The organism is Streptomyces sp. NRRL F-5727 (genome assembly GCF_000719555.1).
Classification (GTDB): domain Bacteria; phylum Actinomycetota; class Actinomycetes; order Streptomycetales; family Streptomycetaceae; genus Streptomyces.
On record NZ_JOGX01000006.1, the window covers coordinates 13,415 to 38,686 of the forward strand.

The 25,272-nt window shown below is 74.0% G+C and carries 21 protein-coding genes and 1 tRNA gene; 12 read left to right on the forward strand and 10 right to left on the reverse strand.

The features are described 5' to 3' along the window. Nucleotides 1–11: 11 nt before the first annotated feature. The 8 genes from IF73_RS0106425 to IF73_RS38560 all read right to left on the reverse strand — a co-directional run bounded on the left by IF73_RS0106425 (nt 12) and on the right by IF73_RS38560 (nt 10,442). The gene (locus IF73_RS0106425) at nt 12–1,166 is read right to left on the reverse strand and encodes an acyl-CoA dehydrogenase family protein (RefSeq protein ID WP_031004387.1); all 1,155 of its coding nucleotides are present in this window, start codon (nt 1,164–1,166) and stop codon (nt 12–14) included. Then, nucleotides 1,156–3,087 (reverse strand): B12-binding domain-containing radical SAM protein, encoded by a 1,932-nt coding sequence (locus IF73_RS0106430; protein WP_031004388.1) that lies wholly within the window; start codon nt 3,085–3,087, stop codon nt 1,156–1,158. Before IF73_RS0106430 ends, IF73_RS0106425 begins: the two co-directional genes overlap by 11 nt. Beyond that, nucleotides 3,084–4,871, reverse strand: coding sequence for a non-ribosomal peptide synthetase (locus IF73_RS0106435; protein ID WP_051716578.1), 1,788 nt, complete (start codon nt 4,869–4,871; stop codon nt 3,084–3,086). Before IF73_RS0106435 ends, IF73_RS0106430 begins: the two co-directional genes overlap by 4 nt. 196 nt (nt 4,872–5,067) lie before the next feature. Further along, nucleotides 5,068–6,399: an APC family permease gene (locus IF73_RS0106440; RefSeq protein ID WP_234338173.1), complete on the reverse strand. Its 1,332-nt coding sequence runs from the start codon at nt 6,397–6,399 to the stop codon at nt 5,068–5,070. A gap of 7 nt (nt 6,400–6,406) precedes the next feature. Further along, on the reverse strand, nt 6,407–8,236 hold the full coding sequence (locus tag IF73_RS0106445; protein ID WP_051716579.1) for a non-ribosomal peptide synthetase: 1,830 nt from the start codon (nt 8,234–8,236) through the stop codon (nt 6,407–6,409). Nucleotides 8,237–8,243: 7 nt separating this feature from the next. Then, nucleotides 8,244–9,503, reverse strand: a complete 1,260-nt coding sequence (locus IF73_RS0106450; RefSeq protein WP_051716580.1) for a cytochrome P450 — start codon at nt 9,501–9,503, stop codon at nt 8,244–8,246. Continuing rightward, entirely contained in the window at nt 9,500–9,718 is a 219-nt protein-coding gene (locus IF73_RS0106455; RefSeq protein ID WP_031004397.1) for an MbtH family NRPS accessory protein, read from the reverse strand. The genes IF73_RS0106450 and IF73_RS0106455 overlap by 4 nt, the downstream gene beginning before the upstream one ends. A gap of 58 nt (nt 9,719–9,776) precedes the next feature. Then, on the reverse strand, nt 9,777–10,442 hold the full coding sequence (locus tag IF73_RS38560) for a helix-turn-helix transcriptional regulator (RefSeq protein ID WP_051716581.1): 666 nt from the start codon (nt 10,440–10,442) through the stop codon (nt 9,777–9,779). A gap of 473 nt (nt 10,443–10,915) precedes the next feature. Here IF73_RS38560 and IF73_RS0106465 point away from each other — a divergent pair, with 473 nt between their 5' ends. From IF73_RS0106465 to IF73_RS0106515, 10 genes are all read left to right on the forward strand, one after another. Then, nucleotides 10,916–11,374, forward strand: a complete 459-nt coding sequence (locus tag IF73_RS0106465) for a bacilysin biosynthesis protein BacA (protein WP_234338174.1) — start codon at nt 10,916–10,918, stop codon at nt 11,372–11,374. After that, nucleotides 11,371–12,663: a DUF6421 family protein gene (locus tag IF73_RS0106470; protein WP_031004403.1), complete on the forward strand. Its 1,293-nt coding sequence runs from the start codon at nt 11,371–11,373 to the stop codon at nt 12,661–12,663. Before IF73_RS0106465 ends, IF73_RS0106470 begins: the two co-directional genes overlap by 4 nt. Continuing rightward, nucleotides 12,657–13,679, forward strand: a complete 1,023-nt coding sequence (locus IF73_RS0106475) for a DMT family transporter (protein WP_031004405.1) — start codon at nt 12,657–12,659, stop codon at nt 13,677–13,679. The genes IF73_RS0106470 and IF73_RS0106475 overlap by 7 nt, the downstream gene beginning before the upstream one ends. A 17-nt stretch (nt 13,680–13,696) precedes the next feature. After that, nucleotides 13,697–14,986: an ATP-grasp domain-containing protein gene (locus IF73_RS0106480; RefSeq protein WP_037878424.1), complete on the forward strand. Its 1,290-nt coding sequence runs from the start codon at nt 13,697–13,699 to the stop codon at nt 14,984–14,986. Further along, complete coding sequence (locus tag IF73_RS0106485) at nt 14,983–15,867, forward strand: branched-chain amino acid aminotransferase (protein WP_031004409.1); 885 nt, start codon at nt 14,983–14,985, stop codon at nt 15,865–15,867. Before IF73_RS0106480 ends, IF73_RS0106485 begins: the two co-directional genes overlap by 4 nt. Nucleotides 15,868–16,291: 424 nt before the next feature. Further along, nucleotides 16,292–17,356 (forward strand): terpene synthase family protein, encoded by a 1,065-nt coding sequence (locus IF73_RS38565; protein ID WP_051716583.1) that lies wholly within the window; start codon nt 16,292–16,294, stop codon nt 17,354–17,356. Then, entirely contained in the window at nt 17,353–18,708 is a 1,356-nt protein-coding gene (locus IF73_RS0106500; protein ID WP_051716584.1) for a cytochrome P450, read from the forward strand. The genes IF73_RS38565 and IF73_RS0106500 overlap by 4 nt, the downstream gene beginning before the upstream one ends. Next, a complete protein-coding gene (locus IF73_RS0106505) occupies nt 18,705–19,772 on the forward strand; it encodes a polyprenyl synthetase family protein (RefSeq protein ID WP_234338175.1) in 1,068 nt (355 codons plus the stop codon). Before IF73_RS0106500 ends, IF73_RS0106505 begins: the two co-directional genes overlap by 4 nt. Nucleotides 19,773–19,944: 172 nt before the next feature. Further along, nucleotides 19,945–20,358 carry a VOC family protein gene (locus tag IF73_RS0106510; RefSeq protein WP_031004417.1) on the forward strand — a complete coding sequence of 138 codons (414 nt, stop codon included), beginning with the start codon at nt 19,945–19,947 and terminating at the stop codon, nt 20,356–20,358. 95 nt (nt 20,359–20,453) lie between these two features. Further along, nucleotides 20,454–20,538: transfer RNA gene (locus tag IF73_RS0106515), tRNA-Leu, on the forward strand. Between the two features lie 71 nt (nt 20,539–20,609). Here IF73_RS0106515 and IF73_RS0106520 read toward each other — a convergent pair. After that, nucleotides 20,610–21,416 carry a S1 family serine peptidase gene (locus tag IF73_RS0106520; protein ID WP_234338176.1) on the reverse strand — a complete coding sequence of 269 codons (807 nt, stop codon included), beginning with the start codon at nt 21,414–21,416 and terminating at the stop codon, nt 20,610–20,612. Between the two features lie 115 nt (nt 21,417–21,531). Then, the gene (locus IF73_RS0106530) at nt 21,532–22,596 is read right to left on the reverse strand and encodes a lipoate--protein ligase family protein (RefSeq protein WP_031004421.1); all 1,065 of its coding nucleotides are present in this window, start codon (nt 22,594–22,596) and stop codon (nt 21,532–21,534) included. A gap of 175 nt (nt 22,597–22,771) precedes the next feature. Between IF73_RS0106530 and IF73_RS0106535 the strand changes: the two genes are divergently transcribed. After that, nucleotides 22,772–23,620 carry an inositol monophosphatase family protein gene (locus tag IF73_RS0106535; RefSeq protein ID WP_031004423.1) on the forward strand — a complete coding sequence of 283 codons (849 nt, stop codon included), beginning with the start codon at nt 22,772–22,774 and terminating at the stop codon, nt 23,618–23,620. A gap of 212 nt (nt 23,621–23,832) precedes the next feature. After that, nucleotides 23,833–25,266, forward strand: coding sequence for a phytoene desaturase family protein (locus tag IF73_RS0106540; RefSeq protein ID WP_031004425.1), 1,434 nt, complete (start codon nt 23,833–23,835; stop codon nt 25,264–25,266). Nucleotides 25,267–25,272 lie beyond the last annotated feature (6 nt).

The following is a 25,272-nucleotide window of genomic DNA, read 5'->3' on the forward strand; positions in this document are numbered from 1 at the left end:
TGGCCCGGCCCTCAGAGGGGCAGCGACTGGCCGATGATCTCTTTCATGATCTCCGTGGTGCCGCCGTAGATCGTCTGGACCCTGGCCTGTGTGTAGGCCCGGCCGACGAGCGACTCGGAGCTGAAGCCGTAGCCCCCGTGCAGTTGCAGACAGCGCCCGATGACGTCGTTGCACAGCTCGGAGTTCCACCACTTGGCCATGGACGCCTCGTCCACCTCCAGTTCGCCGCGGCCGTGCTCCAGCACACAGCGGTCGGTGAAGGCCCGAGCCACGCGCAACGCGGTGGCCATCTCGGCGAGTTGGAAGCGGTTGTGCTGGAACTGCCCGATGGGTCGGCCGAACGCCTCCCGGTCCCCGCAGTACCTCAGGGTCTCCTCGAAGACCCGTTCGGCCAGCGCCAGCGAGGTGACGGCGATGGACAGGCGCTCCCGGGGAAGGTTCTGCATCAGGTAGAGGAAGCCCAGGCCGCGGCGGCCGAGGATGTCCGACGCCTCGACGCGGACCCCGTCGAAGGACAGCTCGACGGTGTCGAGCGAATGGATCCCGATCTTGTCCATGGGGCGGCCGACGGCGAGTCCGGGGGCCGGCGGCCGGAGCACGACGAGCGTCGCGGCGGGCCGCCCGTCCGGCTTCCGTACGGCCGGATCGAGCGCCGCGACGATGACCAGACCGGCCAGCAGGCCGTGTGTGACGAAGCTCTTCCGGCCCGAGAGGCGGAAGGAGCCGTCCGCCGCCTCCGTCAGGGTCGTACGGATCGCGGCGACGTCACTGCCCGCCTCCGGTTCGCTGATGGCGACGGTCGCGATCAGCTCTCCCGAGCAGAAGCCGGGGAGCCAGCGCGCCTTCTGCGCGTCCGTGGCGAGCTGTGCGAAGTACCCGCCCGCCACCTCGCTGTGCAGGTTGAACGCCGGGCTGAGCGTGCCGGCCCGGGCCAGCTCCTCGGTGCGGACCACGTGGTAGAGGTAGTCGTCGACCCCGCCGCCGCCGTGCTCGGCGTCCATGTCCGGGGCGAGCAGCCCCTGCCGGCCGGCGGCCAGCCAGGCGGACCGGTCGACGACCCCGGCCTCCTCCCAGGCCGCCAGGTGCGGAGTGATCTCCCGCGCGACGAACTCCCGGACCGTCCGGCGGAACGCCTCGTGGTCCGGGCCGAAGATGTCACGCCGCACCGCCGTCCCCTCCCTCACCGGTGACCCGGCAGACGGGCAGCAGCGTGCGCAGCCGCTGGATCATCACATGGCAGTAGCCGGCGTTCTGCTCCATCGTGCGCCGGCGCGGGACCGGCATCTTGCCGTACGCCGGGTGCTCGAAGTGCAGCCCCTCGGCCGGGCCCGCCCCGGCCGGCAGCAGCCCGAGCTCCGCCGGCAGCTCCCGGCCCGCCTCCGGCAGGGCGATCGTCAGCGAGGTGTCGGTGACCTCCACCACCCGCGCCTCGCTGAGCGGGACACCGGGTGCCCGCACCGCCTCGCGGTAGATGTACGGCCGCGCGACCAGGTCCAGGTCGAGGGCGAGCCGCGCCTTCGGGTCCGACCACCAAGGCTGGCTCCGGGCGAAGTCGACCAGCAGCCGGTCGAACTCCTCCCGGTGCGAGTGCAGCACCAGATGGGCCGCCTTGCCGATGTTCAGCAGGTCGTAGTGGTCGTCCGTCGACACCGATTCGGCCACGAACCGGCTCAGCCCGTTCTCCGAGCGCTGCCAGTGCTCGGTCGCCGCCGAGAAGAAGTCCTCGTACGACTGGGTGCCCGACCGGTCGAGATGGCGTGCCAGCCAGTAGGCGCCCCGGGCGTTGTAGAGGCTCTGCACCAGGTAGTAGAACCAGGTCCCCGCCGCGCACTCCTCGCGGGTCACCCACTTGGTGGCCACCACCACGTCCGCCTCGGCGACCGGGTCGGGGGCCCGCTCCGTCTCGATGCCGAGGATCTCCCGCTGGTCGTACAGCGCCGTGTTGTGCAGCAGGAGCTGGGGGTAGACCGTGAGGGTGTCGGCCTCCAGCCGGCACAGCCGGGCCACGCCCTCCCTGAAGGTCTCCAGGGTCTCGCCGGGCAGCGGCCAGATCAGCTCGATGAAGGAGCTGATGCCCTTCGCGTTCAGCTTCGCCTGGAGGTCGGTGTACGTGGACTCGCGGATGTTCTTCCGGTCGATGAGCTCCAGCGCCTCGGAGTTCACCGTCTGCAGCGAGATCGGCTGACTGGTCACCAGACCGCCGCCGACCAGGATCTCGGTGATCTCCGCGACCCGCTCGGGGCGGTTCTTCGCCGCCGCGATCACCAGCGACGTGGGGAAGCCGAACTCCTCCTTGCAGCGCACGATGTGGCGGCTCAGCTCCACGTCCCGCGGCGAGAGCCCCCAGTTGGCGTCCGCGATGAAGACGCTCGACACCCCGTGCTCGGCGATCCACCGGATGTCGCCGAGGACCCGCTCCTCCTCGAACTTGTTCACCTTGGAGTTGGTGGCCGCGCCCCAGAAGCAGAAGCCGCAGTGGAAGGGGCACCCGCGGTTGGTCTCCAGGACGGTGAAGGTGTACTCGCCGCCGTCGAAGAGGCCGGTCGTGAACGGCGACGGCACGTCGTCCAGGGTCTTCATCCGGGGCGGCTTGTCGTTGGTGACGAGCTCCCCGTCCGGAGCGCGGTAGCTCACCCCGGACACCTCGGCGAGATCCGGTTCCGGGAGCAGGATCTGGCGGAGGAACTCGTAGAACGGCTGCTCGCCCTCGCCGTTGCAGACGACGACGCGGCGCGCCCCGGCCGGGATGTACTGCTCGCCGTGGTTGATGACCTGGGCGCCGCCCAGGATGAACCAGGCGTCCGGGCGGTGCTCCAGGAGTCCGGCGAGCAGCCGGCGCACCAGGCCGGCGTTCCAGATGTAGCAGCTGAACGCGTACACGTCGCTGTCGGACGCCAGCAGGTCGGCGAGGAGCGCGTCCGGGTCCTCGGACAGCCCGCGCGCGAAGAAGGAGAAGTCGCACGCCTCGGCGACGGCACGGTCCTGGGCCGCGTACGCCTGGAGGTATCCGGAGACGAGGGGGACCGTGTTCTCGTAGACCGACAGCTCGACGAACGTCACCTTGGCTGTACGGGTGGCGGTGTTCACCGGGGGGAATCCTCCGCGGAAGCAGGTGTGCCCTGTGCGCCAGGCCGTGCCGGGGAGAGGGCACGGGCCAGGTCGGACAGGACGGGGTGGGTGTACACGTCCTCGGCGTCGATCTTCAGGCCCTCACGGCGGGCCTTGCCGACGAGCCGGATGAGCCGCAGCGAGTCGCCGCCGATCTCGAAGAAGTCGTCGTCGGGGGCGACCGACGGCACGCCGAGCACCTCGGCCCAGAGCGTGGCGAGCAGCGACAGCGGACCGGCCTCGGGCCGCTCGGCCCGCTCGGCGCCGGTGCTCACCGGCCGTGCGGCGAGCGCCGCGCGGTCCACCTTGCCCCGGGAGGTCAGCGGGAACGCGGCCACGGGGGTGACCAGGGCCGGTACCAGGTAGTCGGGCAGCCGGTCCGCCAGCCGGGCGCGGATCTCCCGCGGGTCCGCGGCGGCGTCGCGCAGGACGGCGTACGCGATCAGCCGGGGCTCCGACCCGGTCGTGGCGACCACCACGGCCGAGTCGACCGCCTCGTCGGCGCGCAGCGCCGCCTCGACCTCGGCGGGTTCGACGCGGAAGCCGCGGATCTGCACCTGGTCGTCCTCGCGGCCCAGGTAGTGGAGCCGGCCGTCGGGGTCGCGGACGACCCGGTCGCCGGTGTCGTACAGGCGCCCGCCGGGAGCCGCGGCCCAGGGGTCGGGCGTGAAGCGGGAGGCGTCCTCGTCGTCCAGACAGCCGAGGGCCACCCCCACGCCGCCGAGATGGAGCCGTCCGGGCTCGCCGTCGGCGACGGGTGCTCCCGCGGCGTCCAGGACGTGCGCGGTGACCCCCGGGAGCGGCCTGCCGATGGACGGCGGACCGGGGTGCGGCTCCGGTTCGACGAGGCCGACGGTGGCGACGACGGTGTTCTCCGTCGGGCCGTAGTTGTTGTGCACCCGGAAGGGCAGCGAGGCCGGCGGCCGGCGGGTCAGCCGGTCGCCGCCGACCAGGAGGTCCCGCAGCGCGCAGCCCTCCTCCGCACGGGGCCACTCCAGGGCGAGGAGCTGTTCCGCCAGGGCGGTGGGGGCGAACGCGACGGTGATCCCCTCGGCGCGGAACCAGTCCCGCAGGCGTTCGGGATCGGTGATCGCCTCGGACGGCACGATGTGCAGGGAGGCGCCGGCCGCCAGCGCCGTCCAGGTCTCCAGGACGAACGCGTCGAACGTGGGCCGGGCGAGCTGGGTCGTCCGGTCGCCGGGCCCGACCCGGTAGCGCTCCCGGTACCAGTCGACGAGGTTGCGCAGACCGCGGTGGCCGATCAGCACGCCCTTGGGGCGGCCGGACGATCCCGAGGTGAAGTTCACATAGGCGAGCGAGTCGTCCTCGTCCGCGGGGGAGTCGGGGCCGTCCGGCGTCCCCACGGCGGCGGGCGGGGCGGCGTCGGAGCCGACGACGTCACGGAACGCCTCGACGTCCACGGGGTCGTACGTCTCCAGGCCCAGCCGCCGCACGTGCTCCGGCCGGCTCACCAGGGCCGTCGCCGAGCTCCGCGCCAGCAGCTCCCGTACCCGCCCGGGCGGCTGGTCCGGGTCGAGGAGCAGATACGCGGCACCCGCCGCGAGCACCCCGGCGCAGGCCGTCACGGTGTCGGCGGAGCGCTCCAGGCAGACCGCGACGACGTCCCCCCGCGCCACCCGGGCGGAGCGCAGTCGGTCCGCGAGCGCGGCCGACCGGGCCCACAGGTCGGCGTAGCTCACGGCGCCGGTCGCGTCCTGGACCGCCACGTGCCCGGGGCGCCGGGTCGCGTGCTCGGCCAGCATCCGGACCAGGGGCGGAAGTCCGAGGGGTGGAGTGGCTGCTTCCGGGACCGCTTCGAGCACTCCACTGCCTCCTGACAGCTGCGCGGGCCGACGCCCGCTGTGATGGGTGGGGTGAGGGGGCGCGGCTCCGGCCTCGTGGGCGTCGGAGCGCCGCACCGTCAAGTCTGGTGACGGGGCGTCGGCGGTGCCATGGGACTCAGGTCCCTGCCGCCCCGCCGCCGGGGGGAGTCGGGCGCGCGCGGTCGCCCCGGCCGGGACCTTGGTCCCGGCCGGCCAGGGCGCGGCGCGCCCCGTACACGCAGGCTCCGAGCGCGAGCCACACCAGACCGGCGGTGGCCCCGCGCGGCCCGGTCGCCGCCAGCATGCCGACGACGGCGAGGAAGGCGAGCGGCAGCAGCACCCGGGGCGCGGGGGTGCGGAACGCGGGCGCGGGGGCCGTCGGATCGCGTCTCAGCCGCACCAGCGCGAGGAGCGGCGGCAGGAAGTGCAGGACGTACAGGAATCCGCCGGCCGTCGCCGCCAGCGAGACGCTGCCGGTGAGGGCGACGGCGGCGAGCAGCGCGCCGTCGACGGCGACCGCCGCGCGCGGTGCGCCGGAGCGCGGCCCGACGGCCGCGAGGCGGCGGGGCAGCAGCCCGTCCCGCGCCATGGCGAACAGGGCCCTGGAGGTCACCATGAGGAGGGCGTTGCCGGCCGCCGCGAGGGTGAGCAGGGCGCAGCCGAGCATCGTCCACCGGGCCGGCTCGCCGCCGAAGCCGCGGGCCACGTCCGCCAGCGGTGAGGCCGAGGACCCGAGCACCCGGGTCGGGGTGGTGCCGAAGGCGACCAGGGCGACCAGGAGGTACAGCGCGAGCACGACGGCGAGGGTCAGCAGGATCGCCAGCGGCAGATTGCGCTCCGGGCGCCGGATCTCCTCGCCCGCCGCGGCCACCATGTCGAAGCCGCCGAAGGCCAGGAAGACCACCGGGGTGGCCAGCAGGATCCCGGACACGCCCTGGGGGGCGAACGGCGTGAGGGTCGCGGTGCCGACCTCGCCGAGTCCCCACAGGGCGAAGGCCGTGAAGCCGCCGACCGCCACGAGCAGCACCCCTGTCTGGGCCCATCCGGCGAGGCGGGCGCCGAGCAGGTTGATCCCCGTGCACAGCGCCACCAGGCCGACCGCGCCGAGGGGCGCGGGCAGTCCCGTGGCGGCGTGCAGGTATTCGCCGAAGCCGATGGTGATGTAGCCCGAGGCGATCAGATAGCCGCCCCAGTAGATCCAGCCCATGGCGAATCCCCAGCGTTCGCCGAGGACTTCGCGCGCGAAGGCGTAGCCGCCGCCGGCCACGGGCAGCCGGCAGGCCAGTTCGGCGTACGGGAGGGCGATCAGCACGGAGACGGCGGCCGCCAGGACGAAGGCGACGAGCGCGGCGGGGCCCGCGGTGTCCGCGGCGACCTTGACCAGGGTGAAGATGCCGCCGCCGACGGTGCCCCCGATGCCGATCGCGAGGGCCTCCCGCAGTCCCAGTGTGCGCCGCAGCCGTGTCACGGGAGCCTCAGCCGGTGTGCGGTCCACGCCCCGGGCCCGGGCCGTCGGCGAGCCTCTTCTCCAGCTCCGCGCACAGGTCGCCGAGCACGGGACGGGTGAGGACGAGCGTCAGGGTCAGCGGCAGCCCGTGGTCCTCGGCGCGCATCACCGCCTTCACCGCGAGCAGGGAGTCTCCGCCGAGCTGGAAGAAGTCGTCGTCGCGCGAGACCTGCGCCACGCCGAGCAGCTCGCTCCAGACCTCGGCCATGGCGGACTCGACCCACGAGGCGGGCTCGTTGTGCTCCCCGTCCGGCGTGGCCGGCGCGTGGCCGAGGCGGACCAGGGCCTCCCGGTCCACCTTGCCGTGCAGCCCCCGGGGCAGGACGTCGTGCTCGACGTAGCCGCCGGGCCGCATGTACTCCGGGAGGAGCCGGGCGAGGTGCGCGGCCAGGGAGGCGCGCCGGCCGGGCTCGCCGAGCGGGCCGGCCGGGACGAGGTGGGCGACCAGACGCTCGGCGCCGGAGTCCTCCCGGACCAGGACCACGCAGGCGTCCCGTACGTCCGGATGGCTGTTGACGGCCGCTTCCACCTCGCCCAGTTCCACCCGGTGGCCGCGGACCTTCACCTGGTCGTCGAAGCGCCCCAGGTACTCGATGAGGCCGTCGGCGCGCATGCGGCCGCGGTCCCCGGTCGCGTACATCCGGGCGCCGGGCTCGTCCGCGTACGGGTCGGGCAGGAAGCGCAGGCTCGTCGCGCCGGGGCGGCCCAGATAGCCGCGGGTGACGGCCACGCCTCCCGTGTGGATCTGGCCTTCGCCGCCCGGGCCGACCTCGCGGCCGTGTTCGTCGAGCAGCCGCAGCGTGACGCCGTCGAGCGGAGTGCCGAGCGGCGGGTTGGTCTCGTCGTCGGGGATGGGGCCCATGGCGTGGGCGCTGACGCAGGTCGTGGCCTCCGAGGGGCCGTACCCGTTGATGAGCAGGTGGTCCGCGCCGCGTGCGGCGTGCCGGGCGGTGAAGGCGCGGGCCCGGTCCATGGACATGACGCTGCCCCCGACGATCAGGCGGCGCACGCTGTCGAAGGCGTCGGGGCGGGCGTCCCACAGCACGTGGAAGAGCGTGGTCGTGATCAGCGCGGTGGTGATCCGCTCCCGGACCAGCAGGTCGGGCAGCTCCTCGATGGCCTGGTACGAGGGGGCGGCGACGACCAGCCGCCCGCCGGAGGCGAGGGCTCCCCAGATCTCGAAGGCGGCCACGTCGAAGGCGAGCGGGGCGAGTTGGAGGAAGGACTCGCCGGGGCCGAAGTCGACGTAGGTCTGCCGCGGGTCGACGAGGTTGACGGCGCCGCGGTGCGTCACGCCCACGCCCTTGGGGGTGCCGGTGCTGCCCGAGGTGTAGACGACGTACGCCAGGTTGTCGGGGTGCGGGCGCGGCGCCGCGGACGCGGCGGACGGCCCGGCGGGCTCGGCGGGCTCGTCCTCGACGAGCAGGGTGCGTACCGGGTCGGTGAAAGGGGTGTCCGGTCCGTCGGCGCTGCTCAGCACGAGTCGCACCGCGCACTGCCCGGCCATCAGCGTCAGCCGGGCCTCGGGGTAGTCCAGCGGCAGCGGCAGATACGCGGCCCCCGCCTCCACCACGGCCAGCATCGAGACCACGGCCTCGATGCCCCGGTCCAGGTGGACTCCGATGATCTGCTCGGGGCCCGCGCCGAGCGAGCGCAGCCACGCGGCGCGCCGCTCCACCCGCCGGCGCAGCTCGGCGTAGGTGAGGGTCCGGTCCCCGCAGGTGACCGACGGCGCGTCGGGGTGGGCCGCGGCCACCGCCGCGAACCGCTCGTGCAGCAGCGGGCTGTCTGTCGTCATGGGGCTCTCACTCCGCGTCGTCGGCGTGCTTCGGGGGCCGGGGGCGCGGGCCGACGCGCGGCACGAACCGTACCGGCAGGCTGCTCAGCCCCTGCATGAAGGTCGAGTAGACCGGGACGGCCCTCCCGGTGATCTCCCAGCCGTCGGCGTGGGTGACGAGCGCCGTCAGGAGGGCGGTCATCTCGATCCGGACCAGCCGGGCCCCCGGGCAGGTGTGCGGTCCACGCAGGAAGGCGAGGTGACGGTTGGGCGTGCGGCCCAGGTCGAGCCGCCGCGGCTCGTCGAACGTCGTCTCGTCGTCGTTGGCGGCGCTGATCCAGGCCGTGACGATGTCGCCCTCGGCGATCCGTACGCCGCCCAGCTCCGTGTCGCGCACCGCCGTGCGGCCCACGTGCATCGGCGCCGTCGTCCAGCGCAGCAGCTCCTCGACGGCCGTGTCGAGGGCGACCTCGCCCCGGACGAGCCGGCGCCACTGGTCGGGGTGGTCGGCGAGCGCCTGGACGGTGCCGCTCATGGTGTAGCGGGTGGTCTCCTCGCCGCCGAGGAGCAGGCTGTAGCAGTTGTAGAGCAGTTCGTCCTCGGTGAGCCCGATCTCGCTCTCGGTCATCCGGACCAGCAGGCCGAGGAGGTCGTCGCCGGGCTCCCCGCGCAGGGAGCGGACCAGCCGCGCGAAGTACAGCAGGATCTCCTGGCGGGCCAGCCGGGTGGAGACGTCGTCGGTGACCGGGGTCTCCGAGGCGAGGGTGTGGCTGGCGTCCGCGTACAGCGCCTCCCGGTCCCCCTCCGGCACGCCCAGCATGTCGCAGACCGCGGCCATCGGTATCGGCCGGGCGACCTCCCGGGCGAAGTCGGCCTCGCCGCGGGCCACGGCCGCGCGGACCAGGCCGTCGATCCGCGCGACGATCCGTTCCCGGTACGGCGCGAGCGCCTGCGCGGTGAACGCCCGCATCAGCTCGCGGTGGACGCTCCGGTGCCGGGGGCCGTCCGAGACGGCGAGCATGCCGCCGCCCGCCGGGTCGCCGCCCGCGAGCAGCGTGCCCAGCGTGTTGCCCCGGACCGAGGTGAAGCGTTCGGCGGAGACGCAGACCTCCTCGACCAGCTGGTGGGGGGTCACGACCCAGAAGCCCCGGCCGTCCGGCGTGGCGTGGTGCGCGACGGGCCGGTGGCGCCGCAGGTGCCGCCAGAGCGGCCGCAGGTCCCGTTCCGCGTGCACCACCGGGTCGGTGAGGTCGGTGTCGGCGAGCTTCGGTACGGCGGTCCGCGTCACCGCCCCTCCCGGGCGGCGGCGTCGTCCGCCATGGCGCGGCGCAGCGACAGCGGACGCATGTCCGTCCACAGGGCGTCGACCCGGGCCGCGCACTCCTCAGCGGTGCCGGCGGGACCGACCGCGCGCCATCCGCGGGAGGCCGGCCAGGTGACCGGGACGGTCGCGTACTGCAGTTCGTCGTTGACCATGACCACGTACTGCTCCCCCTGGGCCACGCGGTCCCCCTCCTGGTCGGCTTGCGCGGAACGGGTCCCAGTGTGGTGACCCGGCACGTCAGCCGGCCATGGGACGGGAGTCCCAGTCGGCGGCTCTCGGCTCCAGGGCGAGGACGTTCCCGCCCGGCCCGCTGGGACCCTGGTCCTGCCCGCCCGGCCGGTCCTGTCCGCCCTGCCGGTCCTCCACCGACAGCAGGCCCCGGCGCAGCCCGATGACCAGGGCCTCGGTGCGGTCGGACGCCTGGAGCTTGGCGAACAGCGAGGTGATGTGGTTCTTCACCGTCTTCTCGGAGATGCGCAGCAGCGTGGCGATCTGACGGTTCGTCCGGGCGCTGCCGATCAGCCGCAGGATGTCGTACTCGCGGCTGGTCAGGTTGTCCGCGCGGGGATCCGGGGCCGGGCGCTCGTCCGCCGTGGCGCGGGCGACGAGGGCCGAGGTGGCCCGGCTCAGCCGGCCCGCGTGGAGGACGGATCGCCGGGCCTCCTCGCTGACCGTGCGGCTGTGCTCCTTCAGCACGTCGAGCAGGAGCAGCGGGATCCGGCCGTCGGTGGGGGCGCACAGCCACACCATCGCCGCGCGCGCCAGCTCCCTCCGCTCGTGCGCCACGTCCGGGGCGTTGGCGAGGCCGGCGACGAGCGCGGCCAGACCGGGCCGGTCGAGACCGGCGAGATGGAGCCATTCGTCGAAGTTCCGGGTGATTGCGCCGCCTGATTTGTTTGCCACCAAGAGCGGCCCCCCAAAGTCATATCCGTATGTCACCGACGGAGTGATCGCCGGAGATCAAAACACACGGGGGAGGGGATTCGGCCGACTTCACCTGACAGATTTCACATGGCGAGACCGGCGATCCGATAGTTTGTCAGGTCGGCTAATGCGGTGGACACACGCGCACCTCAACCACCCTCTTCTGTAGTCGAGTTGAGGCAAAGACGACACTTCACGGCGCTAATCTCGCCATCCGAGATCGCGTTAGGCAACACTTGATCATTCTCGTGCGGCATGGTTGCCTGCCTGCGCAAGCCTCACAGGAGACACCTGATGAGGACGTTGATTTTCCGCTTGTTACGGGGGAGCCCATGAGGCCCGCGAAGAATCAGTCGGAACGCGTCCGGCACCTACACACACTCGGTCCCCACGGCACCAACCTGGAAGCCGCGTCCCACGAATGGCTCCGTCGGGAAGGCATCGAGGGGACGGTGGAGCTGCACGCGTCGATCGAGTCCGCGCTCGACGCCGTTCCGGACGACGGAGAGCACGCGCTGGTCGCCTGCGCGGTCTACCCCGCGCTGCACACGCTGGTCTTCGGCAACCTGCACCGCCTGCACATGATCGACAGCTTCGTCATGCCGACGCACAACATGGTGCTCGCCACCAGCGGCACGGCCCGGCCGGCGACCGTCGCCTCCCACCCGGCCCCGAAGGGACTCATCCCCGCCGGCGCGGAGGTGCGGGAGGTGCTGAGCAACTCCCAGGCGGCCATCGACTGCGCCGAGGGGCGCGTCGAGGGCTGCATCACCACCATCGTGGCGGCCGAGAACCACGGACTGCGCGTGGTACGGGACTTCGGCGCCGTGCCCATGGTGTTCACCGTCCACCAGGTGCTGGCGGTCGACGCCGAGAGCGAGCGGCCCGTCCCGGTGGGAGCCGCGCTGTGACCCTCGCGACCGCTCCGGTCCCGGCCGGCCTGCTGGCCGACGCCGACGAACTGACCGGCTCCCTCATCCCGATGGTCGACCGCTTCCGGGAACGGCAGGCGGACGACGGAACCGTCCCCGACGCCACCGAGGCGGACCGCGCGCTGCTCGGCCGCATCCGCGACGAGGCGTGCGCCTGGTACGGACGGCGCGGCGGCGACGAGCAGGCGAGCGCCCTTGCGGCCGACGTCGACGACTGGCTCGCGGCCGGCCTGGACACCCGGCCCCACTTCGCCCGCTCGCGGGACGCCCTGCGCGTCCCCGAGGACGGCGAGGCCGTCTTCTTCCTCGCGCCGCTGCAGAGCACCAACAGCGCACCGCCCGTCGGCAAGCGGCTGGACTGCTTCTTCGCGCTGCGCAAGGAGCCCGCCGCCCTGCCCGAGCTGGCCGTGTCGTACCCGCACCCCAAGAACAACTGCCAATCCCTGGTGCTGATCACCGGCAGCGCGGGCTTCCGGCAGGGCAACTGCCTGGTGTTCTTCCCGGAGAACGTGGCCGCTCACGACAAGATCACCGAGCAGCCGTACGCCATGTTCTTCTACAACAAGATGCGGAAGATCCACGAGACGTACGCGCTCACCGGAGCGGAGGCCGTCCTGACGCCGGACTCCCTGCCCCGGGCGTCCACGGGTCTGGACGCGGACGTGTGCTTCGAGGCACGCGCCATCTGGGGCTATCTGCACGACTCGATGCACTACCAGGGGCTCTGGCCGTTCGACGAGCACATCTCGCTGAAGATGAACTGGTTCGTCGGCCTGCTGGAGGAGATCAAGGTCGACGCCAAGACCGTCCTCGCCTGCCAGGACGGCGACGTCGTCCCGTTCGCCGCCGAGCAGACCGACATGATCCTGCTGGAGCGGATCTTCCGCTACCCGCAGGCGGACGACGCCACCCGCAACTTCGACTCGGGCACCGGGGTCTTCCTCTACTCCTGGCTGCGCGAGCACGGCGCCCTGGCCGGCTCACCGGCCGACGGCGCCCTCCTCCGCTTCGACCGGGCCAAGGCCCTCGACGCGCTGCGGGAGTTCGTCACCACGGTCGAGAAGCTGGAGGCGGAGGTCACGACCGACGACGAGTACCGCACGGCGGCCAGGGAGCTGGTACGCCGGTACCTGCCGGCCCCCGAGCCCGCGCCCGCCGGCGCGCCGCGGCAGCGGTACGCCTTCACCGAGGACCAGCGGGTGCTGCTGCGGGCCAAGCAGGGCCTGGACCGGATGCCCGCGCTGGAGTTCGAGCGCGCGGAATGGTGACGGAAGCGTCCCCGCGCACCCGCCGGGGCGGGCCCCTCGTGGTGCCCGCCCTGTCGGTGCTGATGATCGTCCTGCTGGCGGCCGGCTGGCTGCTGGCCGGCCACCTGGTCGACGGCGCCCCGCCGCTGCTCGTGGCGGCGGGGCGGACGGCGGCCAGCTTCGCGGCCATCACCGTCGTCGCCCTGCTGCACCCGCGGCTGCGGTCCGAGGCCCGGACCGCGACCGCCCGCGGCGGGAGCGTCGCGCTGCTGGCCTTCCTCGGCTTCTTCGCGTACTACTCCGGGACCCTGCTCGGCACCGGCTTCATCGGAGCCTCCCGGGTCGGCCTGATCGTCTCCCTGCTGCCCTGCCTCACCTTCGTGATCGGCGCCGTCGCGTTCCGCGAGCCGTCCACGCGGCGCAAGGTCCTGGGCACGGTGCTCGCCGTGGTCGCGGCCGTCGGATACGCCCTGGCCGACGCCTCCGCCGGCGACGGCGGGGGCTCCGGGACCGGCGGAGGCGCCCTGGTGAGCGGGGGACTGCTGGCACTCGGCGGCACCTTCACCTACGCGGTGTACGGCTACGTCTACCGGCGGCGCATGGCGGACCTGTCACCGGTCGCGTCCCTGCCCGCCATCACCGGCGCGGGCACGGTCATGCTGGGTCTCGCGGTCGCCCTGTTCGTCCCGCTCGGCGGAGTCTCCGCGGCCGACTGGGGCGGCATCGCCGCCCTCGGCGTGCTCCTCACCGCCCCCGTCTTCCTCGTCTCGCACGAACTCATCCGGCGCAAGGGGCCGTTGTTCACCTCCGCCGTCGCGCTCGCCGTACCGTTCCTGGTGCGACTGGGCGAGTGGGCCCTGGGCCGGGAGACCGCGCCGGGACCCCTCGTGCTCCTGCTGCTCCTGCTGTGCGCGGGCGGCGTGTGGCTCACCATCGGCGGCGCCCCCGCGACCGGGCGCGCCCCGACCGGGGCGGCGGCGGACGAGGAGTCCACCGGGGAAACGGCCGGGACGCGCGCCCGGCAGGAAACATCGTGACGGCAAAGGACCTTGAGATGACGACGGACAGCCCCCACCCCACCCTGGTGCTGGTCTACCAGCGCGCCTCCCTCCCCTGGATCTTCGAGGGCGCGCAGCGGGCCGGCATCGACCTCGTGCTGGTTCCCCGGCCCGACGAGACCGTGTCAGAGGACCGGCTGCCGCCCGCCGTGGTGGAGCTCCTGCGACTGGACATCGAGGCCGACCGGGCCGACGCGCTGGACGCCCTGCGGCGGCGGCACGAGGAGAGCCCCTTCCAGGGCATCGTCACCCTCTTCGACCCCGCCGTGCCGTTCGTCGCCGAGGCCGCCGAACTCCTCGGGCTGCCCGGCATCGGCCGCGACGTGGCGCTCGGCGCGCAGGACAAGCGCGTCATGCGGGAGCGCCTGGCCGCGGCGGGCCTCAACGTGCCCGGTTTCGTCCGGCTGGACCGGCCGGACGACTGGGAGCAGGCGGCACGGCTGACCTTCCCCGTCGTGGTGAAGCCGGCCCACGGCTTCTCCAGCCTCGGCGTCACCAAGGCGGAGACCCCGCAGAGCCTGCGGAGCGTCGTGGACGAGGTGTGGCGGACCAGCGCGGGCAGGTTCGGGCAGGCGGACGGCCTGGTGGTCGAGGAGTACCTGGACGGCCCCGAGTTCGCCGTCGAGTCGCTCGCCCGGGGCGGTGACGTACGGATCCTGACCATCGGCTACAAGGGCGACCCGCAGGGGCCGCACTTCGAGGAGGGCGTCTACCGCGCGCCGGCCGTGCTGCCGGAGGCGGTCCGGGACGACATCCTGCGGGAGGTGACCGCCGCCCACAAGGCCCTCGGCATCACGGACGGCCCCACCCACACCGAGCTGCGGCTGCGCGGCGGCACGACGCCGTACCTGCTGGAGATGGGCGCCCGGATCGGCGGCTCGGGCGTCTCCCACCACGTCGTCTCGGGGGTGACCGGCATCGACTTCGCCGCGCAGGCCCTGCGTATCGCCGCCGGGATCGACACCGGGACGCCGGTCTCCGGCGGGCTGCCGACCCCGGTGGGGGCCGCCGCCAACTACATCGTCCCCTGCGGCGGGTACGGACGGATCACCGCGATCCACGGCCTGGACGAACTGCGCGACGACCCCAGGGTCGACCACGTCGTGCAGATGCTCTTCCCCGGCGACGTCGTGCGGCCCTACCCCGACTTCACCGGCTATCCGGCGTTCGTGCTGTCCCGGCACGGGAGCCCCGCCGAGACCGAGGAGTTCCACCGGTTCCTGGAGCGGTCCATTCGCATCGAGTACGCCGAGGTCGCCGACCACGGCCACGAGGGGCAGGCATGACCACCACCGCGTTCGACGACCGTGACGGCGTGATCTGGCTGGACGGGGCGTTCGTGCCCTGGCGCGACGCCCGCCTGCACGTCCTGTCCCACGGACTGCACTACGGCGGCGGCGTCTTCGAGGGCATCCGCGTCTACGACGGCCGGGCCTTCAAGCCCCGCGAGCACTTCGAGCGGTTCCACGCCTCCGCACGGGAGCTGGGCTTCCGCGTCCCCTTCGACGCCACGGAGCTGGACGCCGCCATGCGGGAGACCATCCGGCGCCAGGACATCGCCGACGGGTACATCAGGCCCGTGGCCTGGCGGGGCAGCGAGCAGATCAGCGTCTCCGGAGCGGGCACGTCCGTCCACGTCGCGATCGCCGCGTGGGAGTGGCCGCACGTGTTCTCCGACGACGCGCGCAGCCGCGGCATCCGGCTGCGCACGTCCCGCTGGCGGCGTCCGTCCCCCGACACCGCGCCGGTACGGGCGAAGGCGGCGTCGCTGTACAACATCTGCACCCTCGCCCGGGACGAGGCGGAGGCGGCCGGATACGACGACGCGCTCCTGCTGGACTTCCGCGGCCACCTGGCGGAGGCCACCGGAGCCAATCTCTTCCTGGTGATCGACGGGGCCCTGCACACGCCGACCCCGGACACCTTCCTGGACGGCATCACGCGGCAGACCGTCCTGTCCCTCGCCGAGGGCCTGGGGATCGCCGTCCACGAACGGCACATCCGGCCCGAGGAACTGGACCGCGCCGACGAGCTCTTCCTCACCGGCACGGCCTACGAGGTGCAGCCGGTGTGCGCCGTGGACGATCGGACCTACAAGGTCGGAGAGGTCACCTCGACGCTGTCGAAGGCGTACACCGAGCTGACCCGCGCCGTGACCGTGCCGTAGCGGTCCCGCCCCGCGCGTCCCGCCCCGCCCCGCGTCCGACGCCAGGGCCCCGGCCGGTCACCCGACCGGCCGGGGCCACCGGCTCCAGCCGTCCTTCGCGGGCTCCGGCGGCCCACGGCGCGGCCGTCCCCGCCGCCCGGGCTCCGGCAGCCCGCGACGCGCCCGTCCCACCGCCGGCTCCGGGGCCCGCGACGCGCCCGTCCCCGCCCTCCTCAACCACCACACCGCCGGAGCGCGAGGCGCGACCGGCCGGAGACGCGTGCCCGCGCACGCGACCACCATCCCTGGGAGACCCTCTGTGACACGCGCCGTCCTCCTCTTCCCGCTCATGTCCGAGATCGACCGAGATGTCACTCGCGGATCGATACGCCTCCCGCGCCGGTCCGCCGCCGCCCGGGCCGTCGTCGGCGCCGAGGGCTGACCCATGCCGACCGACGTGGACTTCCTCCTGCCCTTCCCGGCCGTCGCCGTCCGCCCCGGGGCCCTCGGGCGGGCCCGGCGCCGAGGCGTTGCCTGGGCCACCGCGCAGGGCCTGATCCCGCCCACCCGGGCCGCCGGCGAGTACTTCCTCGCCATGCGCCTCGCCGACGTCGCCACGGGCTTCGCCCCCGAGGCCGACGGAACCGACCTGGACGTGATGACCGACCTCATCACCTGGACCGCGGTCTGCGACGACTTCTTCGACGGACCGGCCGGGGACGACCCGGAGTTCGCCGCCGCCGCGGTCGCCGCGCTCACCTCGGTGACCACGGCCACCGGGCCGACCGCCGCCCCCGCCGGGGCCGAGGCCCTCGCCGGCGCCACCGCCGACCTGTGGGCCCGGATGCGGGCACCCATGTCCCCGGCGTGGCGGACCCGGGCCGGCCACGGCTGGGGCCGCTTCCTGCGCTCCTTCCTCGCCGAGGCCGCCGCCCGCCGCGCCGGGACCGTACCCGACCTGGCCGGCTACCTGGCCCTGCGCCGGGAGACCATGGCGATGTACGTCTACCTGGACGCGGCCGAGCGCGCCGGACGCTACGAGGTGCCCGAACGGGTCCTCGCCGACCCGGCCGTGCGCCGGCTCGCCGAACTCCAGATCGACATCATCGCGCACTGCAACGACGTCCACTCGATCGAGCACGAGGAGGCCCGGGGAGACACCCACAACCTGGTCCTCGTCCTGGAACACGAGACCCGCCGCCCGCGCGCCGAGGTGATCGAGGAGGTCCGGCGCCGGGTGGACGGCCTCGTCGCCCGCTTCCGGCACACCGCGGGCACGGTGCCCGGGGTGTGCGACCGGCTCGCCTGCGACCCCGCGGAGCGGACCGCGGCCCTGCGCCATCTGACCGCCCTCACCCGCCAGATGCGGGTGACCTACGACTGGTCCCTCGCCACGACCCGCTACACCCCGCGATCGGGATCGGGCCGACGGCCCGACTACCTGAGCGTGCGCGACGCCGAACGCGACGATCTCCTCCTCGTGGCCGACCGGACAGGACGGACCTCATGACCCGGACCACCTCCACCCCGGCCCCGCCGCGCACCCTCCCGGGCGGCCTCCCGCTGGTCGGGCACGCCCCCTGGCTCGCGCTGCGACCGCTGGACTTCGTGGAGCGGCTGCGCGACCACGGCGCCGTCACCCGCTTCCTGATCGGCCCCCGGCCCGCCTACATGGTCAGCACCGGGGAGCTGATGAAGGACCTGCTCATCACCCACCAGAGCGGCTTCGAGAAGGGCGGGCCGCTCTTCGAGCAGGCCACCAAGCTCCTCGGCAACGGACTCGCCGCCTCCAACGGGGAGTTCCACCTGCGGCAGCGCCGCCTGTCCCAGCCGGCCTTCCACCACACCCGGATGGGCCTGTACGCCCGGGCCGCGCTCGACGCCGCCGACGCGGTCTCCGCGACCTGGCGCGACGGCCAGGTCGTGGACCTCGGCCCGCAGCTCAACGACATGACCATGGACATCCTGTCCAGGACGCTCTTCTCCGCCGTCACCCCCGAGGCCGCGGCCGAGATCCGCCGCTGCCTGCCCGCCCTGGTGGCCGGCGTGGGACGGCGGGCCTTCATCCCGGTCGAGTTCGTCCACCGCCTCCCGCTGCCGGTCAACCGGCGCGAGGCGGAGGCCCTGCGGAGCCTGTACGACGTGGTCGACGCCATCATCGCCGACTACCGGGCCGGCGATCTCGACCAGGGCGACCTGCTGTCGATGCTCATGTCGGCGCGGGACGAGCGGACCGGCGAGGGCATGACCACCGAACAGATCCACGACGAGGTCCGCTCGATGATGGTGGCCGGCACCGAGACCTCCGCCACCGTGCTGCTGTGGGCCTTCCAGGTGCTCGCCGCCCGGCCGGACGTCGAACGCCGGGTGCACGCCGAACTCGAGGAGGTGCTGGAGGGCGAGCCGGTGGCGTACGCGGACCTGCCCCGGCTGCCGTACCTCGGCCAGGTGGTGCAGGAACTGCTGCGGATGTTCCCGACCGGCTGGATCCTCACCCGGCGGGCCACCCGCGAGGTCGACCTCGGCGGCTGGCGCATCCCGGCGGGCGCGGACGTGTTCTTCAGCCCGTACGCCCTCCACCGCGACCCCGCGGTCTTCGCCGACCCCCACCGGTTCGACCCGGACCGCTGGCTCCCCGAGCGGGCGGCCTCCGTCCCGCGCCACGCCTATCTGCCGTTCGGCGCCGGCGTGCGCAAGTGCATCGGCGAGTCCCTCGCCTACGCCGAGATCACGCTGACCCTCGCCTCGCTCATGGGCCGCTGGCGGATGCGGTCCCTCACGGGCCGGCCGCCCCGCCCGGTGGCCGGCTCCACCCTGCGGCCGCGGGAGTCCCGGATGCGCGTGGAAGAGCGCCGCCGGTGACCGGCGACACCGGCACCCTGCCGCACACCGTCCCCGCCGCCCGGGACGCGTCCGGACCGGAAGAGCTGCGGGCGCTGATGGAGCAGGTGGAGGACGGGCTGCGGAGCTACCTCGCGCGGGAGCGGTTCCGCTGGGCGCGGAAGGACGGCCGGGGCGCCGAGCCGGCCCTCGCGGTGTCCGAGCTGGTCGCGGCGGGCGGCAAACGGCTGCGGCCGCGCTTCCTGCTCAGCGGCTACCTCGCGGCCGGGGGCAGTCCCGCGCAGGTCCCGGTCCGTGCCGCGATGGCGCTGGAACTGCTGCACGTCTCCGCCCTCGTCCACGACGACGTGATGGACGACGCGGACCGCCGCCGCGCCCGGCCGACGGTGCACGCGCTGCACGCCGGCCTCCACCGCGACCGGGGCTGGTTCGGCGAGTCCCGGCGGTACGGCGAGTCGGTGGCGATCCTCGCCGGCGACCTCGCCTGGGCGTACGCCGACCACCTGATGTCCGGCACCTCCCGGGCCGTCGCCGAGGAGTGGTTCGCGCTCAAGGGCGAGCTGATCGCGGGCCAGGCCATGGACGTGACGGCCGCGGCGGAGCCGACCCCCGACGCCGGACTCGCCCGGCACATCGCGCTGCTGAAGTCCGGCCGGTACACCGTCCACCGCCCCCTGACCCTCGGGGCGCTGCTGGCCGGCCGCACCGATCTCGCTCCGGTCTTCGAGGCGTACGGGGAGGCCCTGGGGGAGGCGTTCCAGCTGCGGGACGACCTGATCGACGCCTTCGGGGACGCGACGGCGAGCGGCAAGCCGGTCCGCCAGGACTTCGGGCGCGGCAAGACGACGCTGCTGCTCGCCCTGGCGATGCGGTCCGACGCGCGGGTCCGCGAGCTGGTCGAGCGGGGCGACGCGGAGCCGCTGCGCGAGCTGCTGTCCGGCGGCGCCGTGCACGCGCGGGTCGAGGCGCGGATCGACCGGCTCGTCGAACGCGCCCGGGCCGCCCTCGCGGGCTCCGCCCTCCCGCCCGGGTGGCAGCGGGAACTCGCCGCCGCGGCCTCGCGCGTCGCCTACCGGGAGAGCTGAGGCCCCCCGCCCCCGCTCGGCCGCTCCGGTGGCCGTGCCGCGCCCCTCCGGCGCGGCACGCCCGCGGGGCGGGAAGGGGTGCCTAGGGTCGGTGCGCACGTCGGTCACCCGAGGTGCCCGAGTCCACCTGTCCCCCTCCCTCCCCCCCCCGCGTTCCGCAGAGGAGTGACCCATGGCGTCCCGGCTCAACCCGTACATCAGCTTCACCGGCACGGCGAAGCAGGCCCTCGACTTCTACCAGGAGGTGTTCGGCGGCTCGCCGGAGATCAACACCTTCGCCCAGTTCGACCAGGCGCCGCCCGGGTACGAGGACAAGATCATGCACGGCATGCTGGAGACGCCCGCCGGCTTCACGCTGATGGTCTCGGACAACCCGCCGGGCATGGAGCACACGGTCGGCAACAACATCAGCATCAGCCTCAGCGGCGACGACGACACCGAGCTCCGCGGCTACTGGGACAAGCTCGCCGCACGCGGCACGGTCTCCGTCCCCCTGGAGATGCAGATGTGGGGCGACGTCTTCGGCATGTGCACCGACGAGTTCGGCATCAACTGGATGGTCAACATCGCGGGGCAGCCCTCCTGACGTCCTGACCACCGGAAACGTGGGTGAGAAGCACCTCGGACACCTGGTAGATTGATGTTCGTCGCCGCGAGGGAACGAGCAGCGGCCAACACCTTGTCCGGGTGGCGGAATGGCAGACGCGCTAGCTTGAGGTGCTAGTGCCCTTTATCGGGCGTGGGGGTTCAAGTCCCCCCTCGGACACGATCGACGACGAGCCGTGCAGGCCGGTGACCACCGGAGTGCACGGCTCGTCGCCGTATGCCCGGAACCGCTCAGGACGCCGGCGGGCGCAGGCCCGTGACGCGGGTGAGCCAGGGGAGGTGGGCCGTGATCCTGGTGTTCACCGCGGGGGTGTCCGTGGCGCAGCCGCGGCCGTAGGAGACCAGGGCGGCCAGGGTGGGGCGGCCGGTGGGGGAGCGGTGGACCAGGGGGCCGCCGGAGTCGTAGACGCAGGTGTCGCGGCCGGGGGTCCAGGTGCAGAGCTGGGCCGGGGTGAGGCCGTCGACGCCGCGGAGGGCGCAGGCGGGGTTGGCGAGGGTGTCGAGGGTGACCGCGCGGAGCACCGGGGAGGGGTCCGCGCCGAAGGAGGTCGCGCCCCAGCCGACGGCCTCCAGGCGGGTGTGGGTGAACGATTCGTCAGGTGCGGGGAGCGGGACGGGGCGGACGCCGGCGTCCGGCCGGACCGGGTCCGCCAGGGTGATCACGGCGAGGTCGTCGTGCTGGGTGCGGCGGTCGTAGCGGGGGTGCAGCGTGAAGCGGGCCGGGCGGGCCACGCGTGCGTGGCGGGACTCGGTCGCCGTCCGCAGGTCGTGCTCGCCGAGCAGCACCGCGACCCGGCCGGTGTCGCCGTACGAGCCGGTCAGGCAGTGCGCGGCCGTCAGGACGTGCCGCGGGCCGATCAGCGCGCCGCCGCAGAACTGGCGGTGCCGCTCGACGTCGACCAGCGCCGCCGCGTACGGGTACGCCCCGGGGGCGGCCTCCCGGCCGCCGACGATCGCCCCGGCCTCGCGCGGCGCGACCGGCGCCGTCGCGAGGAACAGCCCCAGGAGCGCCGCCGTCAGTGCTCTCGCCCGTCCCAATGTGCCCTCCGTGGCCGTCGACGCAGCGTGTCCACGACGTCAACGAGCCGATGACGGACGGGTCACCGGCCGAGGGCGGCGGCACCGGCCGGAACCGCCCCCGCCCGCCCGGCGGCTAGGGCACCCGGGCGGTCCACTCCTCGGTGGCGAACTTCGTCCGCACCAGCTCCTCCGCCCGGGCCAGCTCCTCCTCGGTGACCTCCCCGGCGGTCAGCCCGTAGCGTTCGCGGAAGGAGGCGATCATGTTCTCGATCACCTGCTCCCGGGCGAGGCCGGTCTGCCGGCGGAGCGGGTCGACGCGCTTCTTGGCGCTCCTGGTGCCCTTGTCGGACATCTTCTCCCGGCCGATGCGCAGGACCTCCAGCATCTTGTCGGCGTCGATGTCGTACGACATGGTCACGTGGTGCAGCACGGCCCCCGGGCCGCCGTCCGGACCGACCATCCGCTTCTGCGCGGCGCCCGCGATCTTCCCGGCCTCGGTGGCGATGTCGTTGAGCGGCTGGTACCACGCCCTGATCCCCATGTCGCCGAGCGCGCCCAGCACCCAGTCGTCGAGGTAGGCGTAACTGTCGGCGAAGGAGAGGCCCGACACCAGGGACTCCGGCACGGACAGGGAGTAGGTGATCGTGCTCATGGGTTCCACGAACATGGCCCCGCCGCCGGAGACGCGCCGCACCACCGTCATGCCGTGCTTCGCCGCCCCGCCGGGGTCCACCTCGTTCCGCAGCGACTGGAAGCTGCCGATGACCACGGCCGGCGAGGCCCACTCCCAGACCCGCAGGGTCGGCGCCCGCCGCCCCGCGGCGACCTCGGCGGTGAGCACCTCGTCCAGCGCCATGTGCAGGGCCGGCGCCTGCGGGCCCGCGTGCACGAGCTGCCAGTCGTAGTCGCTCCACTCGGTCGCGTGGGCCAGGGCCCGCCGGACGGCGATGCCGATCCCCTCCGCCGTCAGCCCGAACATCACGGTCGACTCGGGCAGCGCCGCGGTGATCCGGGCCGCGAGCTCCGTGGCGTCCGCGGCGGAAGGGGCGCCCTCCAGAGCGCCGTTGATCGCGAGGATCGCCTCGTCGGGCTCCAGGAAGAAGTCCCCGGCCACCCGCACGTCGCGCAGCACCCCGTCCTCGACGTCCAGATCGACGACGACGAGCTTGCCGCCGGGCGCCTTGTACTCACCGTGCACGGTCTCGTTCCCTTCCCAGATGTGGCCGGGACCCTGGTCTCTCGGCCCCGCGACTCGGACAGACCTGCGTATAACGCGCGTCGCCCGCCTGGTCATCCCCCGCGCCGCGGTCCTCCCCGAGCCGGACCCCCGAGGCCCCGTACCGGTTGTCGGAGGCGCGTGCTTAGCTGGACGCATGATCGAATCCTTCCTTGAGCACGTCCTCGACGGCGGTACGACCGAGGTGGAGGAAGCGGTCCGCAAGGCGGCCGCGGCGGAGATCATGCCGCGCTTCCGACAGCTCGCCGACCACGAGATCACCGAGAAGAAGGGGCCCTACGACCTGGTGACGGTCGCCGACCGGGCCGCCGAGGAGCACCTCACGCGGGCGCTGACCGCCCTGCTGCCGGGCTCCGTCGTGGTCGGCGAGGAGGCCGTGCACGACGACCCGGAGCTGTACGGCGCGCTGCGCGGCGACGCGCCCGTGTGGATCGTGGACCCCGTGGACGGGACCCGTCAGTTCGTCCACGGCGATCCGGGTTTCTGCACCCTGGTCGCGCTCGCCCGGCGCGGCGAGATCCTCGCCTCCTGGACGTACGCGCCCGCCCTCGGCGAGCTGGCCGTCGCCGTGCGGGGGCGCGGCGCGACGCTCGACGGGCGGCCGCTCCGGTCCGGCTCGCCCGCCCCGGGCGCCGTCCTGGAGGTCGCCACCTCGCACCCGGACTACACCACCCCGGACCAGAAGCGCGCCCTGCTCGGCCTGGTCACCGAGGGCGTACGGCCCCGGCCGTGCGGCTCGGCCGGCCTGGAGTACCTGGCCGTCGCCCGCGGCACCCTCGACGCCACCGCCTTCAGCTGGGAGCTCGCGTGGGACCACGCCGCCGGGCTGCTGCTGGTCGCCGAGGCGGGCGGCGCGCAGACCACCGTCACCGGCGAGCCGTTCCGCATCTCCGGGGGGAACACGTTGCCGTTCACGGTGGCGCGGGACGCGGCCACCGCCGAGCGGATCCGCGCCCTCCTCGTCGGCGCCCCCGCCGAGGGCTGACGGATGCTCACCAGGCCCACCCGGCCGCGGAACCGGCCCGCCCCCGGCCGGGGCCGCCACGCCGCCGAGCCGCGGAACCGGTCCTTCCCGCACCGGGGCCGCCACGCCGGTCCGGCGGCGGAACCGGCGGCTCCCGAGGGGCCGCTCCGCCACCGGGGGACACGGGCCTATCCTGGGCCTGCCGAACCGGCGGCCGACGGGAGGAGTCCGAGGTGACGTCGCTGCTCGATGCCGTCGTCGTGGGGGCGGGACCCAACGGTCTGACCGCCGCCGTCGAACTGGCCCGGCGCGGCCACTCCGTGGCCGTCTTCGAGGCCAAGGAGACCGTCGGCGGCGGAGCCCGTACCGAGGAGCTCACCCTCCCCGGCTTCCGCCACGACCCCTGCTCCGCCGTCCATCCGCTCGGCGCCGGCTCGCCCGTCTTCCGGACGCTGCCGCTCGACCGGTACGGCCTGGAGTGGCTCCACCCCGAACTGCCCATGGCCCACCCGTGGGACGACGGCACCGCCGCCGTCCTGTCCCGCTCCGTCGCCGAGACCGCCGCCTCCCTCGGACCGCGCGACGCCGGCACGTACCGCCGGCTCGTCACCCCCTTCCTCGGCCGGTGGGAGACGCTCTTCCGGGACTTCATGCAGCTGCCGCTCACCGCGCTGCCCCGCGACCCGGTCGGCCTCGCCCGCTTCGGCCTCGCCGGACTGCCGCCCTCCACCTGGCTGCTGCGCCGCTTCCGCGACGAGAAGGCCCGCGGCCTCTTCGCCGGGCTGGTCGGGCACGTCATCGCGCCCCTCGACGGCTTCGCCACCTCCGCCGTCGGCCTGGTCTTCGCGGTCGCCGCGCACGCCGTCGGCTGGCCCGTGCCCCGGGGCGGCTCCCAGGCGATCCCGGACGCCCTCACCGCGTACCTCACCGAGCTCGGCGGCACCGTCCACACCGGCTTCGAGGTCAAGCGCCTCGACGACCTGCCGCCCGCCCGCGCCTACCTCTTCGACACCTCGCCCACCGCCCTCGCCCGCATCACCGGCTTCGGCGCCCACCACTACGCCCACTACCGGTACGGCGCCTCCGCCTTCAAGATCGACTACGCCCTGGACGGCCCCGTGCCCTGGACCGCCGAGGCCGCCCGCCGGGCCGGCACCGTCCAGGTCGGCCCCAGCGCCGGCGAGATCGACACCGCGCTGCGCCAGGCGTCCTCCGGCACCGCCCCCGACGCGCCGTTCCTGATCACCTCCCAGCCCAGCCTCGTCGACCCCAGCCGCGCCCCCGAGGGCAAGCACGTCTTCTGGGCGTACGGGCACGTGCCCAACGGCTGGCGCGGCGACCTCACCGACGCCATCGAGCGGCAGATCGAGCGCTTCGCCCCCGGCTTCCGCGACCGGATCCTCGCCCGCGCCACCGCCGGACCGCCCGAACTCGCCGCGCGCAACGCCAACTACATCGGCGGCGACATCGCCTGCGGCGCCGCCCGCGGCCTCCAGCTCGTCCTGCGCCCCACCCTCTCCCCGTGGCCGTACCGCACCCCCCACCCGTCGGTCTTCCTCTGCTCGGCCGCCACGCCGCCGGGGCCCGGCGTCCACGGCATGTCGGGGCACAACGCCGCCAAGGCGGTCTGGCGCCACCTCAGGAACCAGGACCTCCGCGGAACCTAGACTCGG

What these genes read in the sequence shown, in the direction of transcription:
- IF73_RS0106435 (WP_051716578.1), bottom strand. Translation starts at nt 4,871, where the DNA reads ATGCTGGCCGAGCACGCGACCCGGCGCCCCGGGCACGTGGCGGTCCAG.
- IF73_RS0106475 (WP_031004405.1), top strand. Translation starts at nt 12,657, where the DNA reads ATGGTGACGGAAGCGTCCCCGCGCACCCGCCGGGGCGGGCCCCTCGTG.
- IF73_RS0106485 (WP_031004409.1), top strand. Translation starts at nt 14,983, where the DNA reads ATGACCACCACCGCGTTCGACGACCGTGACGGCGTGATCTGGCTGGAC.
- IF73_RS0106500 (WP_051716584.1), top strand. Translation starts at nt 17,353, where the DNA reads ATGACCCGGACCACCTCCACCCCGGCCCCGCCGCGCACCCTCCCGGGC.
- IF73_RS0106510 (WP_031004417.1), top strand. Translation starts at nt 19,945, where the DNA reads ATGGCGTCCCGGCTCAACCCGTACATCAGCTTCACCGGCACGGCGAAG.
- IF73_RS0106480 (WP_037878424.1), top strand. Translation starts at nt 13,697, where the DNA reads ATGACGACGGACAGCCCCCACCCCACCCTGGTGCTGGTCTACCAGCGC.
- IF73_RS0106445 (WP_051716579.1), bottom strand. Translation starts at nt 8,236, where the DNA reads ATGACGACAGACAGCCCGCTGCTGCACGAGCGGTTCGCGGCGGTGGCC.
- IF73_RS0106535 (WP_031004423.1), top strand. Translation starts at nt 22,772, where the DNA reads ATGATCGAATCCTTCCTTGAGCACGTCCTCGACGGCGGTACGACCGAG.
- IF73_RS38565 (WP_051716583.1), top strand. Translation starts at nt 16,292, where the DNA reads ATGCCGACCGACGTGGACTTCCTCCTGCCCTTCCCGGCCGTCGCCGTC.